General features: G+C 67.2%; 18 protein-coding genes. 8 read left to right on the forward strand and 10 right to left on the reverse strand.

The window, feature by feature from the left end:
* The first annotated feature begins 147 nt into the window (after positions 1-147).
* The 3 genes from G8O29_RS01125 to G8O29_RS01135 all read left to right on the forward strand — a co-directional run bounded on the left by G8O29_RS01125 (position 148) and on the right by G8O29_RS01135 (position 2,664).
* A complete protein-coding gene (locus G8O29_RS01125; RefSeq protein ID WP_166401389.1) occupies positions 148-1,251 on the forward strand; it encodes a class II histone deacetylase in 1,104 nt (367 codons plus the stop codon).
* 142 nt (positions 1,252-1,393) lie between these two features.
* A complete protein-coding gene (locus G8O29_RS01130) occupies positions 1,394-1,972 on the forward strand; it encodes a nitroreductase family protein (protein ID WP_166401390.1) in 579 nt (192 codons plus the stop codon).
* On the forward strand, positions 1,972-2,664 hold the full coding sequence (locus G8O29_RS01135) for an EI24 domain-containing protein (RefSeq protein ID WP_437440791.1): 693 nt from the start codon (positions 1,972-1,974) through the stop codon (positions 2,662-2,664). The genes G8O29_RS01130 and G8O29_RS01135 overlap by 1 nt, the downstream gene beginning before the upstream one ends.
* 67 nt (positions 2,665-2,731) lie before the next feature.
* On the opposite strand, the gene G8O29_RS01140 is transcribed toward G8O29_RS01135, so the two are convergent.
* Positions 2,732-3,001: a DUF1467 family protein gene (locus G8O29_RS01140; protein WP_166401392.1), complete on the reverse strand. Its 270-nt coding sequence runs from the start codon at positions 2,999-3,001 to the stop codon at positions 2,732-2,734.
* Positions 2,998-3,402, reverse strand: a complete 405-nt coding sequence (gene mce, locus G8O29_RS01145; protein WP_166401393.1) for a methylmalonyl-CoA epimerase — start codon at positions 3,400-3,402, stop codon at positions 2,998-3,000. Before mce ends, G8O29_RS01140 begins: the two co-directional genes overlap by 4 nt.
* Before the next feature lie 136 nt (positions 3,403-3,538).
* On the opposite strand from mce, the gene G8O29_RS01150 reads away from it, so the two are divergent.
* Positions 3,539-4,216, forward strand: a complete 678-nt coding sequence (locus G8O29_RS01150; RefSeq protein ID WP_166401394.1) for a response regulator — start codon at positions 3,539-3,541, stop codon at positions 4,214-4,216.
* Between the two features lie 27 nt (positions 4,217-4,243).
* On the opposite strand, the gene G8O29_RS01155 is transcribed toward G8O29_RS01150, so the two are convergent.
* From G8O29_RS01155 to G8O29_RS01175, 5 genes are all read right to left on the reverse strand, one after another.
* The gene (locus G8O29_RS01155) at positions 4,244-4,963 is read right to left on the reverse strand and encodes a GNAT family N-acetyltransferase (protein WP_166401395.1); all 720 of its coding nucleotides are present in this window, start codon (positions 4,961-4,963) and stop codon (positions 4,244-4,246) included.
* Positions 4,964-5,020: 57 nt separating this feature from the next.
* A complete protein-coding gene (locus G8O29_RS01160; RefSeq protein ID WP_166401396.1) occupies positions 5,021-5,488 on the reverse strand; it encodes a DUF1993 family protein in 468 nt (155 codons plus the stop codon).
* Positions 5,488-7,284: an aspartate--tRNA ligase gene (aspS, locus tag G8O29_RS01165; RefSeq protein ID WP_166401641.1), complete on the reverse strand. Its 1,797-nt coding sequence runs from the start codon at positions 7,282-7,284 to the stop codon at positions 5,488-5,490. Before aspS ends, G8O29_RS01160 begins: the two co-directional genes overlap by 1 nt.
* 189 nt (positions 7,285-7,473) lie before the next feature.
* A complete protein-coding gene (locus G8O29_RS01170) occupies positions 7,474-8,082 on the reverse strand; it encodes an aminotransferase class IV family protein (RefSeq protein ID WP_437440788.1) in 609 nt (202 codons plus the stop codon).
* Positions 8,040-9,176, reverse strand: coding sequence for an aminodeoxychorismate synthase component I (locus tag G8O29_RS01175; RefSeq protein ID WP_166401397.1), 1,137 nt, complete (start codon positions 9,174-9,176; stop codon positions 8,040-8,042). Before G8O29_RS01175 ends, G8O29_RS01170 begins: the two co-directional genes overlap by 43 nt.
* Positions 9,177-9,416: 240 nt before the next feature.
* On the opposite strand from G8O29_RS01175, the gene carB reads away from it, so the two are divergent.
* Complete coding sequence (gene carB, locus G8O29_RS01180; RefSeq protein WP_166401398.1) at positions 9,417-12,788, forward strand: carbamoyl-phosphate synthase large subunit; 3,372 nt, start codon at positions 9,417-9,419, stop codon at positions 12,786-12,788.
* Here the strand turns inward: carB and G8O29_RS01185 are convergent.
* Genes G8O29_RS01185 through G8O29_RS01195 form a run of 3 tightly spaced genes read right to left on the reverse strand, consistent with a single transcriptional unit; the run spans position 12,769 to position 14,094 of the window.
* Positions 12,769-13,239 carry a hypothetical protein gene (locus G8O29_RS01185; protein WP_166401399.1) on the reverse strand — a complete coding sequence of 157 codons (471 nt, stop codon included), beginning with the start codon at positions 13,237-13,239 and terminating at the stop codon, positions 12,769-12,771. The two genes, carB and G8O29_RS01185, sit on opposite strands and share 20 nt — an antisense overlap.
* Complete coding sequence (locus G8O29_RS18760; RefSeq protein WP_367890112.1) at positions 13,236-13,652, reverse strand: helix-turn-helix domain-containing protein; 417 nt, start codon at positions 13,650-13,652, stop codon at positions 13,236-13,238. The genes G8O29_RS01185 and G8O29_RS18760 overlap by 4 nt, the downstream gene beginning before the upstream one ends.
* On the reverse strand, positions 13,600-14,094 hold the full coding sequence (locus tag G8O29_RS01195) for a hypothetical protein (protein WP_166401401.1): 495 nt from the start codon (positions 14,092-14,094) through the stop codon (positions 13,600-13,602). The genes G8O29_RS18760 and G8O29_RS01195 overlap by 53 nt, the downstream gene beginning before the upstream one ends.
* Positions 14,095-14,386: 292 nt before the next feature.
* Here G8O29_RS01195 and G8O29_RS01200 point away from each other — a divergent pair, with 292 nt between their 5' ends.
* The 3 genes from G8O29_RS01200 to G8O29_RS01210 all read left to right on the forward strand — a co-directional run bounded on the left by G8O29_RS01200 (position 14,387) and on the right by G8O29_RS01210 (position 18,194).
* Complete coding sequence (locus tag G8O29_RS01200; RefSeq protein ID WP_166401402.1) at positions 14,387-14,797, forward strand: ketosteroid isomerase-related protein; 411 nt, start codon at positions 14,387-14,389, stop codon at positions 14,795-14,797.
* Positions 14,794-15,390: a GNAT family N-acetyltransferase gene (locus tag G8O29_RS01205; RefSeq protein WP_166401403.1), complete on the forward strand. Its 597-nt coding sequence runs from the start codon at positions 14,794-14,796 to the stop codon at positions 15,388-15,390. The genes G8O29_RS01200 and G8O29_RS01205 overlap by 4 nt, the downstream gene beginning before the upstream one ends.
* Before the next feature lie 179 nt (positions 15,391-15,569).
* The gene (locus G8O29_RS01210; protein ID WP_166401404.1) at positions 15,570-18,194 is read left to right on the forward strand and encodes an HAD-IC family P-type ATPase; all 2,625 of its coding nucleotides are present in this window, start codon (positions 15,570-15,572) and stop codon (positions 18,192-18,194) included.
* The last annotated feature ends 6 nt before the right edge of the window (positions 18,195-18,200 follow it).

The raw sequence follows: 18,200 nt of genomic DNA on the forward strand, positions 1-18,200 counted from the left end.
AGTAAAGCGAACTATCCCGCCGGGCACAAATGGCAAAAGCCAACTCGGCACAAATGATCGTGAGAGGCCCGTGCGGCCCGGCACTGTCGCCCGCCGCTGGCCAATCCTGCACCGGCTGAGTAGGCTTCCCCGAAACGGAGACCCGCCATGACCACCGCCTTCTTTTCCGACGAACTGTGCTTCTGGCACGGCGGCGGCAATTACGCCTTCACCCTGCCGGTCGCGGGCCTTGTGCAGCCGATGCCGGGCGGCCTGCCCGAAAACCCGGAAACCAAACGGCGCCTGCGCAACCTGATCGAGGTGACGGGACTGACCCGCCACCTGTCGATGCATAGCGCCGCAGCGGCGACGCGCGAGGACCTTCTGCGCGTTCACCCCCACAGCTACCTTGCCGCCTTCAAGGCCGCCTCGGACGCGGGCGGGGGCGAGTTGGGCCTGCGCACCCCCTTCGGCGCGGGCGGCTACGAGATCGCGGCGCTGTCCGCCGGTCTGGCCAAAGCGGCCCTGCGGGCGGTGCTGACGGGTGCGGTCCGCAACGCCTACGCACTGTCGCGCCCGCCGGGCCACCATTGCACCGCCGATTTCCCGAACGGCTTCTGCCTCTTGAACAACATCGCCGTGGCGATCCGCGCGGCCCGGGCCGAGGGTCTGCTGCGCAGCGTGGCGGTGGTGGACTGGGACGTGCACCACGGCAACGGGACCGAGGCGATCTTCTGGAACGATCCCGATGTGCTGACGATCAGCCTGCATCAGGACCGCAACTATCCGCTGGACACCGGCGGGGTCGAGGCGACGGGCGGGCCGGAGGCTCCCGGCTCGAACCTCAACCTGCCCCTGCCCCCCGGCTGCGGCCATGCGACCTATCTGCACGCGATGGAAAGGGTGGTGCTGCCCGCGCTTCACAGCTTCAAGCCCGAGGCGATTGTGGTCGCTTGCGGCTTCGACGCCGCCGCCGTCGATCCCCTGGGCCGGATGCTCTGCACTGCCGAAACCTTCCGCGCGATGACCCGCCAGATGATGCAGGCCGCCGATGCCTTGTGCGACGGCCGCCTGACGCTGGTGCACGAGGGCGGCTATTCCGAGGTCTATGTCCCCTTCTGCGGCCATGCCGTGCTGGAGGAACTGTCCGCCGCCCCGGTCTCGGCCCCCGACCCTCTGGCCGCGACGCTTGCCTGCCGCCAGCCCGACGCCCGGTTCGACGCCTTCGTGGCCGGCTGGATCGAGGAGATGGCACAGGGCCACGGCCTGTGATCGCCCCGATTTCCCGACGGAAATCGGTCCGGAGTTCGTGCGAACTCCGGTGCCCGGCCCACCCGCCCGCACTGGCGCCCGCACTGGCGGTTGCCGCTCAGCGGCCCTAGACTGCCCACCGACCACGACCCGAAGGACCCCCATGCCCGCCCGCAACGATGCCGCCCTCGCCTTCCTGAAAACCCGCCGCTCGCGCCCGGCCAAGCTCTTCTCCTTTCCTGTCCCCACCCGGCCGGAACTGGAGGAAATCCTCACCGCCGCGACCCGCGTGCCGGACCACGGCAAGCTGGAGCCCTGGCGGCTGATCGTGGTGCAGGGCGCGGCCTTCGCCCGGCTGGCCGATCTGGCCGAGGCGCGGGCGCGGGAACTGGGCGGGGATGCCGAGATGATCGCCAAGGGGCGCGGGCAGTATGATCTGGGCAAGCTTGCCGTGGTGGTGATCGCCTCGCCCAGACCCTCGCCCAAGATCCCGGTTGCCGAACAGCAGGCCTCGGCGGCCGCCCTCTGCTTCGGCATCGTGAACGCCGCCGAGGCCGCAGGCTGGGGCGCCTGCTGGCTGACCGGCTGGCCCGCGCATGACGTAAGCTTCGCCGCCCGCGCCTTCGGCTGCTCTGCTGAGGAAACGGTGGCCGGGATCGTCCACATCGCCACCCCGCCCGAGGACGGCCCCGACCGCCCCCGCCCCGACCTCGCCCGCATCGTGACCTGGGTCGAGGCGTGATCTTCACCGCCTTCTTCGCCGCCCTCGGCCAGCTGGGCGACCGCCGCTTCCGCCGCGTGGTGGGTCTGGGTGTGCTGCTGGCCCTGGCGCTGCTGTTCGCCGCCTACATCCTGTTCCTGCAACTGATCTGGTGGCTGTCACCCGATCAGGTGGACCTGCCGGTGATCGGCCCCATCTCGGGGATCGAGACCTTCCTCGGCTGGGCTTCGCTGTTGCTGATGCTGGGGCTCTCGGTCTTCCTGATGGTGCCCGTCGCTGCGGCCTTCACCGGGTTCTTCCTGGAAGACGTGGCCGATGCGGTCGAGGACCGGCACTATCCCGGCCTGCCCCCGGCAACGCCGCTTACGCTGGCCGAGGGCCTGCGCCAGTCGGTCAACTTCCTCGGCCTCGTCATCGCGGTGAACGTCGGTGCGCTGTTCCTTTATCCCTTCGTCGGGCCGGGCATCCCCCTGGTCTTCTGGGCGATCAACGGTTTCCTACTGGGCCGGGAATATTTCAGCCTGGTCGCGCTGCGACGGCTCCCGCCGGGAGAAGCGAGGCTCATGCGCCGCCGCAACCGCTGGACGCTCTGGGCCGCCGGAACGCTGATGGCCGCGCCGCTGTCGATCCCGCTGGTGAACCTGGTGATCCCGGTGCTGGGCGTGGCGACCTTCACCCATCTCTACCACCAGCTGGCCAGCGCCGGACGCTAGGACCGGGCGCAAGACTTTTCGAAAAGTCTTGCAAAATCCTTCGAAGGATTTTGCCCCGGCCGCACCGTCAGGGCTTCATCCGACCGAACCAGTCCAGGTCCTCGACCGTGATCCAGCCCGACAGGATGATCCCCGCGATCAGCGCCCAGATCGGGGTTGCAATCAGCGTCGTCACCCAGGCCTTGCGCTGCATCACCTCGTCCGCCGGCGCCCCGGGAGGCGTGCCGGGCACGATGTGATCGGCCTCGTCCTGCGACCGGGTGCGGTAGGGCAGCACGCAGAACAGCGTCATGAACCAGGTCACGGCGTAAAGGACGATGGCGCCCGTGATGCTCATGCCTGTTCCAGCTCGACCAGACAGCCGTTGAAATCCTTGGGATGCAGGAACAGCACCGGCTTGCCATGCGCGCCGATCTTCGGCTCTCCCGACCCCAGCACCCGCGCGCCCGAGGCTTTCAGGTGATCCCGCGCGGCAAGGATGTCGTCGACCTCATAGCAGATGTGGTGGATGCCCCCGGACGGGTTCTTCTCCAGGAACCCCGCGATGGGGGATGCCTCGCCCAGCGGATGCAGCAGCTCGATCTTGGTGTTCGGCAGGTCGATGAAGACCACCGTCACGCCGTGGTCGGGCTCGTCCTGCGGGGGCCCGACCTTCGCGCCCAGCGTTGACCGGTATTGCTCGGCCGCAGCCTGAAGGTCGGGAACGGCGATGGCGACGTGGTTCAGGCGTCCGATCATGGGGTCCTCGCTTGGCTCTCGACCCGGGTTATGCGGCGCCGGGCCCGGACCTGCAAGCAGCGCGATGGTCGCAGGGGCGTTAACCGCCGCTTTACCGGCGCTGACGACACTCGCCCCGGAAGTCTGGAGGTACACCATGCCGTTTCGCCCCGATCCGTCCCTGCCTGTCCCGCCCGCCGGGGCCGATCCGCTGCCCTTGCAGGGCCTGACGCTGCTGCTGGTCGATGACAGCCGCTTCACCTGCGATGCCCTGCGGCTGATCCTGCACCGCGCCGGGGCCAGGCTGCGACGGGCGGAAAGCCTTGAAATCGCCCGCCTTCATCTGAACTGCTACCGGCCCGACCTGGCGATCATCGACCTTGGGCTTCCCGATGGCCGGGGTGAGGATCTGATCGCCGAACTGTCGCAGATGGGCTTTGCCGTGCTCGGGATCTCGGGCGATCCGGCGGGCCGGGATCCGGCGCTTGATGCCGGGGCGGCAGCCTTCCTGGAAAAGCCATTGGGTTCGGTCGCCGGTCTGGTGCGGCTGATTCGGCAGCTGACCACCGGCATCGGCCCGGTGGCGAAGGGAGAGGAGGTGCCCGTTCCCGCCGGCGATCCGATGGCGCTGCGCGACGATCTGGCCCGGGCCGCCAGGCTGATCCTTGCCCCCGGCGATCCCGCCTATGCGCGCGGCTTCGTGCAAAGCCTGGCGCGCGCCTCGGGCGATGCTTCGCTCGAGGCTGCGGTCCGCGACAGCGGCACCCCCTTCGACCGCGCCCGCGTCGCCCGGATGATCGAGGACCGGCTGAACCGGCTCCGCGCGCTGGCCTGAGCGCTGGCCTGAGCGCTGGCCTTCGCTTCAGCCCTCAAGCGCCGGATCGGACCCGCTCCGCACCAGCCGGGTCAGGTCCGACAGGCGCTCGCGCTGGCGGCCCTGCGCGTCGAAATTGGCCGGCGACAGCCAGAAGGTGAAGGCCTCGGCCAAGGCCGGCCATTCGCTGTCGATCACGCTGAACCAGGCGGTGTCGCGGTTGCGGCCCTTGACGATCATGTGCTGGCGGAACACCCCTTCGAAGCTGAACCCCAGCCGCTGCGCCGCCCGGCGCGAGGCCAGGTTCAGCGCATTGCATTTCCATTCATAGCGCCGGTAGCCCGCCTCGAAGGCCCAGCGCATCATCAGGAACATCGCCTCGGTCGCCGCCGCCCCGCGCTGCATCGACGGCGAGATGCAGATATGCCCGACCTCGATCGACCCGACTTCGGGCGCGATGCGCAGGTAGCTGGCGATGCCGCCGCATGTCCCGCTGCCCAGGTCGCGCATCACGAAGAACCGGGGGTCCTCGCCGCCCTCGCGTTCGCGCGCCCAGCGGTGATAGGCCGAGCCCGAGGCGAAGGGGCCATAGGGCATGTAGTCCCAAAGCGCGTCGTGCCCCTGAAAGGCGTCGTGCAATTCAAAGGCATGCCGGTCGGCCTCCAGCGGCTCCAGCCGGACGAAGCGCCCCGTCATCGCCGCGCGGTCCGGGCGCGGTGGCGGGGTCCAGCCGGCAACCACCTCTCCCAGCCTTGCCTCCCCCATCATGCCCTCCCCTGCCCTTAGGTCAGGCTAGGCCCCCGGTCCTTCGGGCGCAAGGCGGGGTCAGAACCGGAAATCGGCGGGATAGGCGTGGAAGCCGTCGAAATCCGCCTTGCCCAGCGGCACTCCGGCGGCGCGCAGGGCGGCATAGCGCATGGTCAGGTGAAAGAAGAAATTCGGCAGGCCGAAGAGATAGAGGAACTTGCTGCCCGACTGCTCCAGATCGGCAAGGCCCGCGCGGTGGCGGATCACCCGGGTCTCGGCGCCTTCGAAGTCGGCGGGCGTCATCGACCCCAGAAGAGCCCGGGCAACGGCCAGGCGCGGCCCGAGGCCCTGCGGCAGGTCCGGCACCTCGCGCCCGGCCAGGGGGCAGGCGATGCGCAAGGCAAAACCCGCCGCAGTGGCGAACTGCTGGCGGGCGGGGAAGGCATCGGCGATCCGGGCGTCCAGCGCATCCGGCCCCGCGACCGCCACGATGTCGCTGACGCGCGACAGGTAGTGGCGGAAGACGGGGACGGAGGCCTGATACATCAGCTGTCCTTCGGCACCACGCGCAGGTGCAATTCGCGCAACTGCTGCAAGGTCGGCTCGCTGGGCGCGCCCATCAGAAGATCCTCGGCGCGCTGGTTCATCGGGAACATGATGACCTCGCGGATGTTCTGGGTATCGGCCAGCAGCATCACCAGCCGGTCGATCCCCGCCGCGCAGCCCCCGTGCGGCGGCGCGCCGTATTTGAACGCCTTGACCATGCCGCCGAACCGCTTGTCCACCTCCGACGCCGGATAGCCCGCCAGTTCGAAGGCCTTGTACATGATCTCCGGCTTGTGGTTGCGGATGCCGCCCGAGATCACCTCATAGCCGTTGCAGGCCAGGTCATACTGATAGGCCAGCACCTTCAGCGGGTCGCCGTTCAGCGCCTCAAGCCCCCCCTGCGGCATCGAGAACGGGTTGTGGGAGAAGTCGATCTTGCCCTCGTCGGTCCTTTCGTACATCGGGAAATCGACGATCCAGGCAAAGCGGAAGCAGTCCTTCTCGGTCAGCCCCAGCTCCTCGCCGATCACGTTCCGCGCCTTGCCCGCGATGCCCTCGAAGGCCTCCGGCTTGCCGCCCAGGAAGAAGGCGGCGTCGCCCTTTTCCAGGCCCAGTTGCAGCCGGATCGCCTCGGTCCGCTCCGGCCCGATGTTCTTGGCCAAGGGCCCCGCGGCCTCCATCCCCGAGCCGTCCTCGACCTCGCGCCAGAAGATGTAGCCCATGCCGGGAAGCCCCTGCTGTTGCGCAAAGGCATTCATCCGGTCGCAGAACTTGCGGCCCACCGGCTCGCCCGACGGCCCCTTGGGCGCCGGAATGGCGCGGACCTCGTTGCCCTCCTGCTCCAGCAGTTTGGCGAAGATCGCGAAGCCCGAACCCCGGAAATGCTCGCTCACGTCCTGCATCCTGATCGGGTTGCGCAGGTCGGGCTTGTCGCTGCCATACCATTTCAGCGCGTCCCGGTAGGCGATGCGCGGCCAGTCCGAATACACCTTCCGACCCTTGCCGAAGATCTCGAACAGCCCCTGCAACACCGGCTGGACGGCGGCGAACACGTCCTCCTGCGTGACAAAGGACATCTCGATGTCCAGCTGGTAGAAGTCGGTCGGGGAACGGTCCGCCCGCGGGTCCTCGTCGCGGAAACAGGGGGCGATCTGGAAATAGCGGTCGAAGCCCGCGACCTGGATCAGCTGCTTGAACTGCTGCGGCGCCTGCGGCAGGGCGTAGAACTTGCCCGGATGCAGGCGCGACGGCACCAGGAAGTCCCGCGCGCCTTCGGGGCTGGACGCCGTGATGATCGGCGTCTGGAACTCGGTGAACCCCTGATCCCACATCGCGTTGCGCAGCCAGCGCACCACGTTCGAACGCAGCATCATGTTCTGGTGCATCGTCTCGCGGCGCAGGTCGAGGAAACGGTAGGTCAGCCGCGTCTCCTCGGGGTATTCGGTGTCACCGAAGACCGGCAGCGGCAGCTCCTCCGCCGCGCCCAGCACCTCGACCTCTGTCGCGTAAACCTCGATCTCGCCCGTGGGGATCTTCGGATTGACCAGTGCGGCATCCCGCGCCTTCACCCGGCCATCGACCCGGATCACCCATTCGGCGCGCACCTTCTCTAGCGCGTCAAAGGCCGGGCTGTCGCCGTCGCAAAGGATCTGGGTGATCCCGTAATGGTCGCGCAGGTCGATGAACAGCACCCCGCCATGGTCCCGCACGCGGTGCACCCAGCCCGACAGGCGGACCGTTTCGCCCACATGGGCCTTGTTCAGCGCGGCACAGGTATGGCTGCGATAGGCGTGCATCGTCATTCCCTTCCAGGGGGCCTGAAATTCCATCGCGCCGATACACCCCGCGCGCCCGCCCAAGTCAAGCCCTCGCGCCCCCGACCGCGGTCGGATGCCTCCGGCGGGGATATTTCCAGACAGATGAAATCCCTGCCCTTTCATCTGTCCCGAAAATATCCCGGGGGTCCGGGGGCTGGCCCCCGGCGCTCAGCCCACCCAGAGCGCCGGGATCAGCCCGCGCAGCGCATTGCCCACCCAAAGCCGCACCCCGGGCAGGTCCTCGGCCATCAGCACCTCTTCCGGGCAGCCGATCTCCGCCCGCAGCACGCCCGGCAACAGCCCGCAGGACAAAGGCGGCGTGCGCATGCCCTCGCCCCGGTCGAAGAAGACCGTGGTGATCGACCCGTCGCAGACCTCGCCGCGCTCGTTCACGAACAGAACCTCGTCCAGCTCCGGCGCCAGGGCGGCGCGCGCCCGGTCGTAGGCCGCCCGCCGGGTGGATTTCACCCGCAGCCAGGGGTCCGCGCTGTCGAGCCTGTCCCCGGCCAGCGCGACCCGCCATGTTGCCTTTGCCGGCGGCAAAGGCGACACGGTCCACTCCACGCCGCCCGCGCGGTCCAGCGTCAGCCGCAGCCGGGCCGGGTGGTCGGGGCCGGAGGGCGCAACCTCGGGACAGGCCCAGCCAAGCCACTCCGCCGACCGCCTGAGCCGGTCCAGATGCAACCGCCAGCGCGGAACCGCCGCCCCGTCCCAGAGCATCGTCTCGATCAGCCTCAGTCCCGGCTCTCGGCCGCCTTCACGAAGCGCGCCTTCCACAGCGCCTCCTCCCATTCGCCCGCAACGGTGGACCCATGCGTCAGCCCCCCGCCCACGTTCATCACGATCCGGTCGCCCGACACCGACAGCGTCCGGATCGCCACGCTGAAATCGGCGTCTCCCTCGGGCGACATCCACCCCACCGCGCCGCAGTAGACCCCGCGCGCATGGGGCTCCACTTCGCGGATGATCTCCATCGCGCGGATCTTCGGCGCCCCCGTCACCGATCCGCAGGGAAACAGCGCCGCCATCAGCCCCGGCAGGCTCGGCGCGCCCTCCAGCACGCCCTCGACCGTCGAGGTCATCTGATGCACCGTGGAATAGCTCTCGATCGCAAACAGAGCCGGCACCTTCACCGTCCCCACCCGCGACAGCCGCGAGATGTCGTTGCGCAGAAGGTCCACGATCATCAGGTTCTCGGCCCGGTCCTTTTCGGCCCCCTGCAACTCGGCGACGATCGCCGCATCCTCGGTCGCGTCCCTGCCCCTTGGCCGCGTGCCCTTCATCGGGCGGGTGACGATCTTCCCGCCCTCGACCCGAAAGAACAGCTCGGGCGAGCGTGACACCACCACCGGCCCAACCCCCAGATCGACATAGGCGCCATGCCCCACCGGCCCGGTGCGGCGGAACGCGCCGTACAGCCCCAGCGCAGAGCCCGAGACCAGCCGCGCCCGCATCGGAAAGGTCAGGTTGATCTGATAGCAGTCGCCTGCCGCGATATAGTCGAACACCTTGCGCGCCGCAGTGCCATAGGCCCGGCGGCCGACCAGCGGCTCCGGCGCCGTCATCCGCGTCCCGGCCCCCGCAGCGGCGGCTTCTGCCAAGGCCGCCCCGGCCGGTCGAGGGGCGTCATGGACCCCGAAGGCGACCAGGGGGCCGGGCCGCCTGCGGGGCATCAGGTGCCGCAGGCGGGGCTCGAAGGCATAGCCCGCCTCATAGGCGACATAGCCCGCAAGCCAGGCCCCTGCCCGCCGCAGCGCCTCGGCCCGGGCCAGCGCGGGGACGACCTCCGCCGGGCGCATGGCGGCAATGACCGCGCGCGGCGCGTCGAACAGCGCCGGTGTCCCGCCTGGCCCGTGTTCAAGTAGGATCACCCGCGCCCCCATCGTCAGACGTCCGAGATAGGCCGATCGCGCGCTTCGCGCCAGTGGCTTTCCCGACGCACCCCACCGACTTTGCGACCCCGATCCCTGCGGCGCGCGGCAAATCTTTTCGAAAAGATTTGCAAAATCCTTCGAAGGATTTTGTCCCGCCCGACTGCGCCGTTTGCCCCTTGCGCCCCTGTTGCTTCTGTCTATAACCCGCCCAATTTTGCGCCATGGATGGGGGCTGTCATGCCGAAGCGGACCGATATCAAGTCGATCATGATCATCGGCGCGGGTCCCATCGTCATCGGCCAGGCCTGCGAGTTCGACTACTCCGGCGCCCAGGCCTGCAAGGCGCTGCGCGAGGAAGGCTACCGGGTCATCCTCGTGAACTCCAACCCCGCGACGATCATGACCGATCCGGGTCTGGCCGACGCCACCTATATCGAGCCGATCACGCCGGAGGTCGTCGCCAAGATCATCGAAAAGGAACGCCCCGACGCGCTTCTGCCGACGATGGGCGGGCAGACCGGCCTCAACACCTCGCTCGCGCTGGCCGACATGGGGGTGTTGGAAAAGTACAATGTCGAACTGATCGGAGCCAAGCGCGAAGCCATAGAAATGGCAGAAGATCGCAAGTTGTTCCGCGAGGCGATGGACCGGATCGGCCTGGAGAACCCCAAGGCCACGATCATCGCCGCGCCGAAGATGGCGGACGGCAAATACGACATCGCCGCCGGTGTGCGCGAGGCCATGGCCGCCATCGAATACGTCGGCCTCCCCGCCATCATCCGCCCCGCCTTCACGCTTGGCGGCACCGGCGGCGGCGTGGCCTACAACCGCGACGACTATGAGGCCATCGTGCGCTCGGGCCTCGAGGCCTCACCCGTGGCCCAGGTCCTGGTCGATGAATCCCTTCTCGGCTGGAAGGAATACGAGATGGAGGTGGTCCGCGACAGCAAGGACAACGCCATCATCGTCTGCTCCATCGAAAACGTCGATCCGATGGGCGTCCACACCGGCGACTCGATCACCGTCGCGCCTGCGCTGACCCTGACCGACAAGGAATACCAGATCATGCGCAACGGCAGCATCGCCGTGCTGCGCGAGATCGGGGTGGAAACCGGCGGCTCGAACGTCCAGTGGGCGATCAACCCGAAGGACGGCCGCATGGTGGTGATCGAGATGAACCCCCGCGTGTCGCGGTCTTCGGCGCTGGCGTCCAAGGCCACGGGCTTCCCCATCGCCAAGATCGCCGCGAAGCTCGCGGTCGGCTACACGCTGGACGAGCTTGACAACGACATCACCAAGGTCACCCCGGCCTCCTTCGAGCCCTCGATCGACTACGTCGTCACCAAGATCCCCCGCTTCGCCTTCGAGAAATTCCCCGGCGCCGAGCCCAACCTGACGACCGCGATGAAGTCCGTGGGCGAGGCCATGGCCATCGGCCGCACCATCCACGAGTCGCTGCAAAAGGCGCTGGCCAGCCTGGAGACCGGCCTCTCCGGCTTTGACGAGATCGCCATACCGGGCGTCCCGGGAACACCCGTCCCGGGCTCGACCCGGGACCTCGACGCCGCCTCTCGCGCGGCGATCGTCAAGGCCCTCGGCCAGGCCACCCCCGACCGCCTTCGCGTCATCGCCCAGGCCATGCGTCACGGGCTTTCGAACGACGAAATCCAGGCCGTCACCGCCTTCGACCCCTGGTTCCTCGCCCGCATCCGCGAAATCATCGACACCGAGGCGCAGATCCGCAAGGACGGTCTGCCCGTCACCGCCGAAGCCCTGCGCAAGCTGAAGATGATGGGCTTCACCGACGCCCGCCTCGCCAAACTCACCGGCCGCGACGAGGCCCAGGTCCGCCGCGCGCGCCAGCGCCTCGGCGTCACCGCCGTCTTCAAGCGCATCGACACCTGCGCCGCCGAGTTCGAGGCCCAGACACCCTACATGTATTCCACCTACGAAGCCCCCGCGATGGGCGAGGTGGAATGCGAATCCCGCCCCACCGGCGCAAAGAAGGTCGTCATCCTCGGCGGCGGCCCGAACCGCATCGGCCAGGGGATCGAGTTCGACTATTGCTGCGTCCACGCCTGCTACGCGCTGACCGCCGCGGGTTACGAGACGATCATGGTCAACTGCAACCCCGAGACCGTGTCGACCGACTACGACACCTCCGACCGCCTGTATTTCGAACCTCTGACCCTCGAACACGTCCTCGAAATCCTGCGCGTCGAGCAGGATGACGGCACCCTCCACGGCGTCATCGTCCAGTTCGGCGGCCAGACGCCGCTGAAACTCGCCAACGCGCTGCACGCCGAGGGCATCCCGATCCTCGGCACCACGCCCGACGCCATCGACCTGGCCGAGGACCGCGAGCGGTTCCAGCAGCTCCTCCACAACCTCGGCCTGAAACAGCCGCAGAACGGCACCGCCCGCTCCCGTGACGAAGCCTTCGCCGTCGCGCAACAGGTCGGCTACCCGCTTGTCATCCGCCCCTCCTTCGTCCTCGGCGGCCGCGCGATGGAGATCATCCGCGACGACGCCCAGCTGGAACGCTACATCACCACCGCCGTCCAGGTTTCCGGCGCCTCCCCTGTCCTCCTCGACTCATACCTCTCCGGTGCGGTCGAGGTTGACGTGGATGCGTTAAGCGACGGTAAATCCGTGCATGTCGCTGGAATCATGGAACATATCGAGGAAGCGGGCGTCCACTCCGGCGATTCGGCCTGCTGCCTGCCGCCGCATCAACTCTCCCCGGAAACCGTCGAGGAACTGAAACACCAGACCGTGCAGATGGCGCTTGCCCTCAACGTCGTCGGCCTGATGAACGTGCAATTCGCGATCAAGGACGGCACGATCTACGTCCTGGAAGTGAACCCCCGCGCCAGCCGCACCGTGCCCTTCGTCGCCAAGGCGACCGACTCTGCCATCGCCAGTATCGCCGCCCGCCTGATGGCCGGCGAGCCGCTGTCGAACTTCCCGATGCGCGCCCCCTACCCCGAGGGCGTCGGCCCCGACAGCCCGCTGCCGCTCGCCGACCCCCTCACCCTCGCCGACCCGCAGACCCCCTGGTTCAGCGTGAAGGAGGCCGTCCTCCCCTTCGCCCGATTCCCCGGCGTCGACCCCGTCCTTGGGCCGGAAATGCGCTCGACCGGCGAAGTGATGGGCTGGGACCGCACCTTCGCGCTCGCCTTCCTCAAGGCCCAGATGGGCGCCGGCACGATCCTGCCCACCGAGGGCCGCGTCTTCCTGTCGGTCAAGGACATGGACAAGACCGAGGCCCTCGCGGCCGCCGCCCGCGACCTTGTGGCGATGGGCTTCGTGATCGTCGCGACCAAGGGCACGGCCGCGTGGCTGGCCCGGAACGGAGTGACGGCCGAGCCGGTCGCCAAGGTCTATGAGGGCCGCCCGAACATCGTGGACCGCCTGAAGAACAACGAGATCGCCCTGGTGATGAACACGACCGAGGGCACGCAGGCGGTGTCCGACAGCCGGGATATCCGCCGTGTCGCGCTGATGGACAAGATCCCATATTTCACGACCGCTGCGGCGTCAGTGGCCGCCGTGGCCGCGATGAAGGCGCGGGGTGAGGGGTATGGGGTCAGGACTTTACAGGGTTGATGGCGCCAAACTCTGGCGGCACGTCCTCTAGCCCAAGTACGACCACTCGTAGAGAGCCAAGCTTCACTTCAAGGTCATCAAGATAAGCGCGGCTTCTTATGAAACCGTCACCTTCGATCATGAATGGAGCAAACCTGAAAGGAACATCAACCGAAAAAATCTGACCAGGATCAGTAATCTTGACCTGTGCGGGATCCAAAGGCATTTCCGCCTTCGCGACTTCCTTTGGTCCGTCCTTAAAGTCAGCGATTATTACAATCTTAAGATTATTGAACTTGATTGATTGAGGCACTCGAACACTGACGTATGCGCAAAACGAGGAAAGCATAACGGGAGCCTCACCAAAGGCTCTTAGCTCCGCGCCGAAACATCCCATAAGGGACAGTTTGCTGCCAATCTCATGTCGAATGTCGTCGCAGAAGATTGTGTTTCCATATGCAAAGTCTGTCATGCCTCGGCGCTTTCAATTCCAGCTGGCGTAGCCCCGACAATGTTTACATGTCGATTGTGTGGTGCCTCCAATGCTAGCGGCCCATTTGCACCTGCAGTAACTATCCAGTTCGTGCCCTTAGGTGCAGCAGGGTCAATAAAATTGATCTCTACCTCCTTTCCAAGCACATAGGCAAAATCGGAAATTGAGCGAGCTGTCAGATTCGCGCTTCCCTTGAGCCTACGATTCACTACTGACCGATCTACGCCAAGCTCATGAGCAACCTGTTGCTGGGTCTTACCGGATTCGATCAGCGCCTTCTGAATTGTAGAGTGCAGCCGCGAAATGAATCGGGCTGACTTGAGTGACCTACGACTCAACTTAAGTTGATATGACATTCTCGAACTCCCGGCTTTCAACACACTTAGGTTCATCCAAATCAAGATTGTCTCGCACGTACTTTGTTCGCGCAATGTACAAACCGGCTCTGCTAAACGTAACCACATCATTCTTAAGGTCACCAAAACAACATATGAAGCAATCCTTGGCCGGAACCCAACCAAAGATCCTCACATCTGGAGTCTTCAATTCCCATACATGATGCTGAGGAGTAGAGTTGAGCTTCTTGAACCGGCGGTCTGTTGAGAACGCCTCTCCGAGCAGATACTCAGAGAACAGGGCGGCTACTTGTTCCATGGGGCTTAAGTCGTCACTTAGTGGGTCGTCCTCAACAACCAGGTCTGGCAGCACATCATTCAACCACGCCACAAATTCGACAGTTCCATAGAGCCGCCGTGTCGGCAGATCTCCAGGATCGAGACCGGGATCGAGCTCTACGAGCGCTCCCAGGTCACACAACGTAGCGATCGTTGCCATTTATATCAACAGGTCTTTCGAAATAGTGAATGGACTGGGCGATATCTGGTACAGTGTTCTTCAGTGTCATGGAGGTCCGAATCTGTGTCAAGGAGAGAGCCGACTCGACACAGCTGGAGGGTTCAGACCCTTAACCACCCCCTAACGCCCACACCCAACCCATTGGAATCCCTTGCGGCCCCCACCGCGCCGCGCGCGGCGCACCGCAAGGTCGCTTTCCGCCCCCACCCCGCCGCCTGCGACTTCCCCCCGCCCCCGGCCCCCGCTACCATGCCGGGAAACGGAGGCCCCCATGACCCGCGAGACCACCCTCTCCCTGATCCGCCGCTACTACGACGCCTTCAATGCCGCCGACCCCGAGGGGATGCTCGCCTGCCTGACCGAGGACGTCGAGCACCGGGTGAACGAGGGCGGGCACCGAATCGGCAAGGCCAGGTTCCGCGAGTTCTGCGCCCACATGGGGGTCAGCTACCGGGAGCAGCTTCACGACCTCACCATCTTCGCCACCGACGACGGCACCCGGGCGGCCGCCGAGTTCGTGGTCCATGGGGAGTATCTGAAGACCGACCCTGGCCTGCCCGAAGCGCGGGGGCAGACATACATCCTCCCCGCCGGGGGGTTCTTCGAGGTCCGGGGCGGCCTCATCTCCCGCATCACCACCTTCTACAACCTCAACGACTGGATCCGGCAGGTCAGCCAATGAACCTGGAAGACATCGACGTCCGGGTCCTGCGCGGCCCCGAGCTGGAGGCCGCTCTCGACGGCGTCGCGCAGCTGCGGATCACCGTGTTCCGGGACTGGCCCTACCTTTACGACGGCTCGCTGGAATACGAACGCGAATACCTCGCCACCTACCGCGACAACCCCGGGGCGCTCTTGGTGGGGGCGTTCCACGACGGCCAGCTGATCGGCGCCTCGACCTCGACCCCGATGGAGGACCACGCGCCGGAGTTCAGCGCCCCCTTCCGCGACCTTGGCCTGCGGCCGGAGACCATCCTCTACGGGGCGGAGTCGGTCCTTCTGCGGCCCTACCGCGGCATCGGCCTCGGCCACCGATTCATCGATCTGCGCGAGGACCACGCCCGCGCGCTGGGACGGACCCATGTCGCCTTCTGTTCGGTGATCCGGCCCGACGACCACCCTGCGCGGCCCGCCCAGGCCCGCACCAACGACGCCTTCTGGCGCGGGCGGGGCTATGCGCCGCTTCCGGGGGTCGTCGCGCGGTTCAGCTGGAAGGACCTCGGCGACACGGCCGAGACCGAGAAGCCCCTGCAATTCTGGATGCGCGCGCTGTGACCCTGACCTTCTGCCCACGCTTGGGCAGACCGCCGAATTGAGCCAAATCAACGCGTTGCCCGTGGGCATTCATATACGGTTAAGCTTCGAGGCGATCCGACCCGCCGGACCGCTGCGAGAGCCCACGCCAGACGCAAGCCCTTTCTCGATCCGTCCGGACAGACCCAAGGAGGCCAGAAATGACCGATCCCGTCCCGTTCCACGCGCTTTCGACCGACGAGGCCCTGACGCGGCTGAACGCCCGGCCCACCGGACTGACCCGGGACGAGGCGGCGCGGCGGCTGGCCGAGCACGGGCCGAACCGCCTGCCCGAAGCCAGGTCGCGGGGGCCGGTCCTCCGCTTCCTGGCGCAGTTCGACAATGTGCTGATCTACGTGCTTCTGGCCGCCGCGGTCGTCACGGCCGTCTTGCAGCACTGGGTCGATACCGGGGCGATCCTGGCGGTCGTGCTGACCAATGCGGTGATCGGCTTCATCCAGGAGGGCAAGGCCGAGGCGGCGATGGGGGCGATCCGGTCGCTGCTGGCGCCGAAGGCGGCCGTCCTGCGCGACGGGCAGCGGGTGAGCCTGCCGGGGGCCGATCTTGTGCCGGGCGACATCGTGCTGCTGGAGGCGGGCGACAAGGTGCCGGCCGACCTGCGGGTGATCGAGGCGCGGGGGCTGGCGGCGCAAGAGGCGATCCTGACCGGCGAATCCGTGCCGGTGGAGAAGGACACGCGCCCGGTCGCGGCGGATGCGGCCCTGGGGGACCGGCGGTCGATGCTGTGGTCGGGGACGCTGGTCACGCAGGGCACCGCGCGCGGGCTGGTGGTGGCGACGGGCCAGGGCACCGAGATCGGCCGGATCGGCGGGCTTCTGGCCGGGGTCGAACAGCTGACCACGCCGCTGGTGCAGCAGATGGACCATTTCGCGCGCTGGCTGTCGCTGCTGATCCTGCTGATCTCGGCGCTGCTGCTCGCCTACGGCTATTTCGTCGGCCATCAGGACTTCGGCGCGCTTTTCATGGCGGTGATCGGCGTCGCCGTGGCCGCGATCCCCGAAGGCCTGCCTGCGGTGATGACGATCACGCTGGCTATCGGCGTGCAGGCCATGGCGCGGCGCAATGCCATCGTGCGCCGCCTGCCCGCGATCGAGGCGATCGGCTCGGTCTCGGTCATCTGCACCGACAAGACCGGCACGCTGACCCGCAACGAGATGGTCGTGGCCGCCGCCGAGACGGCGGAGGGTGCCTTCACCGTCTCGGGCGACGGCTATGAGCCCCGGGGCAAGATCACCCCGGCGGGCGATCTGGCGCGGCTGGCGCGGGCGGCGGCGCTGTGCAACGACGCGGCCCTGCATGAACGGGACGGGCAATGGTTCGTCGAGGGCGACCCGATGGAGGGGGCGCTGCTGGCCTTTGCCGGCAAGGTGGGCGAGGTGCCGCCCGCCACGCGGCTGGACGCGGTGCCCTTCGACAGCCGCCACCGCTATATGGCGGTGCTGACGGGCGACGGGCTGACCCTGGTCAAGGGCGCGCCGGAACGGGTGCTGCGCATGTGCGGCGACATCGACCATGCGCACTGGCACGACCGGGCCGAGGCGCTGGCCCGTCAGGGCCTGCGCGTACTGGCCTTCGCCGAGCGGCAACAGGCGGGCGACCGCATCGACGCGAAGGCGCTGGAGGGCGGGCTGAGGTTCATCGGCCTTCTGGGCCTGATCGACCCGCCGCGCGCCGAGGCCATCGAAGCGGTGGCCGAATGTCGCCGCGCCGGGATCCGGGTCAAGATGATCACCGGCGACCATGCCGGAACCGCCGCCGCCATCGCCGCGCAGATCGGGCTGGCGCAGCCGGGCCGCGTGCTGACCGGGGCCGACCTCGACAAGCTGGACGATGCGCAGCTGGCGCTGGAGGTGATGGACGTCGATGTCTTTGCCCGCACCAGCCCCGAACACAAGCTGCGGCTGGTCACGGCCTTGCAGGCCAACGGTCTGTCGGTGGCGATGACCGGCGACGGGGTGAACGATGCGCCCGCGCTGAAACGCGCCGATGCGGGCATCGCCATGGGGCTGAAGGGATCGGAAGCGGCGAAGGAAGCCGCCGATCTGGTGCTTGCCGACGACAATTTCGCCAGCATCGCGGCGGCCGTGCGCGAGGGGCGGACGGTCTGGGACAACCTGCGGAAGGTGATCAGCTGGACGCTGCCCACCAATGCGGGCGAAGCCTCGGTCGTGGTGCTGGCGCTGCTTCTGGGGCTGGCCTTGCCGGTGACGCCCGTGCAGATCCTGTGGATCAACCTGATCACGGCTGTCACCCTGGGCCTGGCGCTGGCCTTCGAGCCGACCGAGGCCGGCACCATGTCGCGCCCGCCCCGCCCGCGCAACGCGCCGATCCTGACCGGCGGGCTGGTCTGGCAGGTGATCCTGATCGCGGGCCTCTTCGTCGCGGCGACCTTCGGCCTCTTCAACTATGCCATCGATCAGGGCTATTCGCTTGCCATGGCCCAGACGATGGCGATGAACATGATCGTCGTGCTGGAGATCTTCAACCTGTTCTTCATCCGCAACATGCACGGCACCTCGCTGACCTGGGAGGCGGTCCGGGGCACGAAGGTCGTCTGGACGGTGGTGATCCTGGTGACGGCGGCGCAGTTCGCCGTGACCTACCTGCCGCCCCTCCAGGCGATCCTGGGCACCGAGGCCGTGCCGTTCGGCTATGGCCTGCTGATCGTCGGGATCGGCGTGGTGTTCTTCGCGGTCGTCGAGATCGAGAAGCAGATCCGCCTCGGCCTGCGCGACCGTCCGGGGGGCACGGAAGAATCCGCTTGAAAACCG

Origin of the sequence: Rhodobacter calidifons (assembly GCF_011174775.1) — a bacterium.
GTDB classification, from domain to species: domain Bacteria; phylum Pseudomonadota; class Alphaproteobacteria; order Rhodobacterales; family Rhodobacteraceae; genus Tabrizicola; species Tabrizicola calidifons.